The sequence below is a fragment of the Mesorhizobium sp. M0815 genome (assembly GCF_040319995.1).
Taxonomy (GTDB): domain Bacteria; phylum Pseudomonadota; class Alphaproteobacteria; order Rhizobiales; family Rhizobiaceae; genus Mesorhizobium.
The window spans coordinates 1-3,538 of the sequence record NZ_JAMYOU010000067.1 but is presented as its reverse complement, the minus strand read 5'-3'; the positions used below and the strand labels follow the sequence as shown (position 1 = coordinate 3,538).

Sequence of the window (3,538 nt, the reverse complement as noted above, 5' to 3'; positions counted from 1 at the left end):
CAGAGCCATGAGCTGAGCATGATTGAGCTGGACCCGGTGGTGGCCGATCCGCGGCCAGCAGAACTTCGCCTCATCCAGCCGCTTGTACCTCACTTGGGAATGCAGACTCTACGAACGCAGTTACGCAATTAGTGCGGATCACGCATCCGTTTCATCCTCTGTTCTCGCGGCTGCTGCCATGTGTCGGCAGGCGATACAATCGGCATGGCGAACGCCTTTTGCTGCAGGCCGACGATACTGCCGTGTGGTCTGTTCCCCCGCAATGGACTGATCTTGCGAACCCGGATCCAGAAGTTGTCATGGGGAATGGGCGGGCGCTCTTGCGTACTGTCGACTTGCTGGAGCTGGCCAGTCTGGTCGGGCGCCTTTCTGGTAAATCGGCTTCGCGATCACTCGACAAGTTGTAAGGATAATTATGCCGCATCTGTAAGGCGGATTATGCCGCAGGAGGGTTTGTATCATGAGCATATCCCAGCATTTCGGCTACATGTTCAGCATTTATCGCACAAGCCGCCTTGACATCGATGCCAATAGCGGCATAAACATCTTTACGATTACGCTTCTTTCCACACTCGGAGCCGGCGATGTCCGACAGCAAGCGCTCGAAGACGGAGGCCCTCATCGAACAAGGCACCTTCAATCCAAACCCCGAGAAGGTGGGCGATCCGAAGTTCAGCGACAGCGAGTTCTTCGATCCGCACGACGCCGTGCAGGTCAGATACGAGATGCTGCGGCGCGTCTCCATCGACAACATGTCGGTGACGGTGGCGTCCGACGAGTATGGCGTTTCCAGGCCGACCTATTACCAGGCAAGGGCGAGCTTCGACGCAGCCGGGATTGCGGGACTGGTACCAAAGAAGCCGGGCCCCCGCGGTCCCCACAAAATCGACGACGAAGTCCTGGCGTTTCTTCAGGCGCAGTTGGGCCCGGGCGAACCCGTTCGTGCTCGGGAGCTGGCGAAGCTGGTCCGCCGCGAACTCGATGTCGAGCTTCATCCCAGGACGATCGAGCGGGTATTAAAAAAAACCGGCAGGTGAACATTGCCGCGGCATCGGTGCGTTCGTCGATCCTGTCGTCGGCCATTGCGGCCCAGTATGAGGTGCTGCGCGGGGCAGCCCTCGGCGAAGCTCTGCCTCTCAAGGCTCGTAGCGGCCTCATGCTCTTTCTGCGCCGGGGCATGTGGGGATGGGCACAGACGCTGGCCGCAGCAGCAAATCCCCTGCAAGAACAAAGTCATCCACCGTCGACCGCCTGGCCGACGCACGGCGGGCACGCAGCCGTCGTTCACGTCCTTGCGACAATAGCCATGAGCATCCACGACCGGAGGTCACCATGAATGCGCACCTTAAAGTCCAGCCTCATCACGTCGAACGCAGCGCCTACCTGTACATCCGCCTCGATGCGGCAAGTCATCGAGAACACCGAGAGCGCCAGGTGGCAATATGCGCTTCGTGGACGTGCGGTCGCCTCGGCTGGCGGGACGAGCAGATTATCGTCGTCGACAATGATCAGGGTGAATCCGGTGCTTCGGCGGCCTGGCGCGAGGGGTTTCAGCGTTTGGTCAGCGACGTCGGCATGGGGCGCGCCGGGATCGTGATGGGGCTGGAAGTCTCCCGGCTGGCGCGCAACAATGCCGATTGGCAGCGCCTGCTGGAGATCTGCGCTCTTGCCGACACCCTGATCCTCGATGAAGACGGCGTCTATGACCCCGCAGGCTTCAACGACCGGCTCCTGCTCGGTCTCAAGGGCACCATGAGCGAAGCAGAGTTGCATGTGATCAAGGCACGGCTGCGCGGAGGCATCCTCAACAAGGCAAGGCGCGGCGAGTTTCGCTGTCCCCTGCCAACCGGGCTGGTCTATGACCATTCCGGCAATGTGGTGCTCGATCCGGACACGCAAGTCAGGGAGACGATCATCCATTTCTTCGAGACGTTCGCTCGCGTCGGATCCGCCTCCCAGACCGTCAAGGCCTTTCGCACGGAAGGCCTTTTGTTCCCGTCACGCCTGCACAACAGTCAGACGGTGTTTCGGCCGCTGACCGCATCGACCGCGGTGCGCGTCCTGAACAATCCGCGTTACGCCGGCGCCTATGCCTATGGGCGGCGACACTATCGGCGCACCATCGACGGCAAGAAGACTGTGCGTGCGCGAACTAATGATGATTGGCCGGCCTGCATTCCCGATGCGCATCCCGGCTATATCAGCTGGGAACAACATCAGGAGAACCTGAAGATTCTCAAGGCGAACGGCCAAGGATATGACGCGGCACGAGCGTCAATCCCAAGAGAAGGCCCGGCGCTGCTGCAAGGTCGGGCGGTATGTGGGCAATGCGGCCGGCATTTCCGGGTTCGCTACGCTGCCCGGCGCGGCCGACAGGAAGCCTGGTACATCTGCGATCGCGCCCATACCTATCGCGGTGACCCCTTGTGCCAGTCGATCGCCGGGCCTCCTGTCGATGAAGCCATCGGCAGGCTGATTGCCGAGCAGATGACGCCGGCCGTCGAACTGGCGCTCGACGTCCGTAAGGAGATCCAAGCCCGGCATGAAGAAGCAGATCGGCTGCGCTGTCGCGCGGTCGAGCGCGCCCAGATCGAGGCCGATCTCGCCCAGCGCCGTTTCATGCTGGTCGATCCCGACAATCGTCTCGTCGCCGACACGCTCGAAGGCGAATGGAACGAGAAGCTCCGTATTTTGGCCAAGGCCCGCGAAGAGCGTGAGCGTGCCCGGGAGCACGATCAATTCATCCTTGATGAAGCTGTCCGCGAGCGGCTGGTCGCAATGACGGTGGATTTCAACAAGCTCTGGGCGGATCCCGACACACCAAACCGCGAACGCAAGCGACTCCTTACCCACATCATCGAGGATGTCACTCTCGTCAAGCGTAAGCGCCAAGCTGACCCCATCTGGCGCGGCTTGAGGTGATGAGCGAGACATACTGACACTGAAGCAAGGAGCCGAGGAGCTTGCAGTGTCAATTTCTATGTCTGCGCCTATGCCTGATGATAGAAGTTTCCATGTTCTTGAAGCGGTTGCCAACCGACTGGAGGCAAGCCCGCAGCGTCCGCGCCGGCGCTGGTCGGCGGAAGCGAAGTCGCGGCTGATCGAGGCGACACTGAAGCCGGGCGCAAATGTATCGGCCATCGCCAGACAAGCGGGGATGGCGCCAGCCCAGCTGTTCGGCTGGCGGAGCAAGGCGATCAAGAGCGGTGCGGTCACGCCGCAGCGAGATGCGGATCGGCTTGGCTTTGTCGAGGTCACCCAAGCGGCGTCTTCGACAGTGGAGATCTGTTTGGGCGATGTGGTCATTCGGGCCGGCGCCGACGTCGGCCAGGATCATTTGGCCAGGATTATCCGGGCGGTTCGCCAGGCATGATCCCGGCCGGCGTAAAGGTGTTGCTCGCCAGTCATCCCGTCGATTTTAGAAAAGGTCCCGACGGCCTTTTGGCACTGGTGTGCGGGTTTCGCAAAGTCCCGGACAAGGAATTCAGTAAGTCGCGGACACGGATTTCAGTAAGTTCGGGACAGGGATTTCAGTAAG

The 3,538-nt window shown here is 60.8% G+C and carries 4 protein-coding genes; all 4 read left to right on the top strand.

Translation table 11 applies throughout. From position 1 onward, the window contains the following. Positions 1–131 precede the first annotated feature (131 nt). The 4 genes from NKI01_RS30700 to NKI01_RS30685 all read left to right on the top strand — a co-directional run bounded on the left by NKI01_RS30700 (position 132) and on the right by NKI01_RS30685 (position 3,373). Positions 132–407, top strand: coding sequence for a DUF5372 family protein (locus NKI01_RS30700; RefSeq protein ID WP_352496118.1), 276 nt, complete (start codon positions 132–134; stop codon positions 405–407). 177 nt (positions 408–584) lie between these two features. Further along, complete coding sequence (locus tag NKI01_RS30695) at positions 585–1,037, top strand: helix-turn-helix domain-containing protein (protein WP_352930109.1); 453 nt, start codon at positions 585–587, stop codon at positions 1,035–1,037. Between the two features lie 295 nt (positions 1,038–1,332). Beyond that, a complete protein-coding gene (locus NKI01_RS30690; protein WP_352965841.1) occupies positions 1,333–2,922 on the top strand; it encodes a recombinase family protein in 1,590 nt (529 codons plus the stop codon). Positions 2,923–2,992: 70 nt separating this feature from the next. Beyond that, positions 2,993–3,373 (top strand): transposase, encoded by a 381-nt coding sequence (locus NKI01_RS30685; protein WP_352965839.1) that lies wholly within the window; start codon positions 2,993–2,995, stop codon positions 3,371–3,373. Positions 3,374–3,538 lie beyond the last annotated feature (165 nt).

Coding starts and splice junctions, on each gene's coding strand:
- NKI01_RS30685 (WP_352965839.1), top strand. CDS start 2,993: ATGCCTGATGATAGAAGTTTCCATGTTCTTGAAGCGGTTGCCAACCGA.
- NKI01_RS30695 (WP_352930109.1), top strand. CDS start 585: ATGTCCGACAGCAAGCGCTCGAAGACGGAGGCCCTCATCGAACAAGGC.
- NKI01_RS30690 (WP_352965841.1), top strand. CDS start 1,333: ATGAATGCGCACCTTAAAGTCCAGCCTCATCACGTCGAACGCAGCGCC.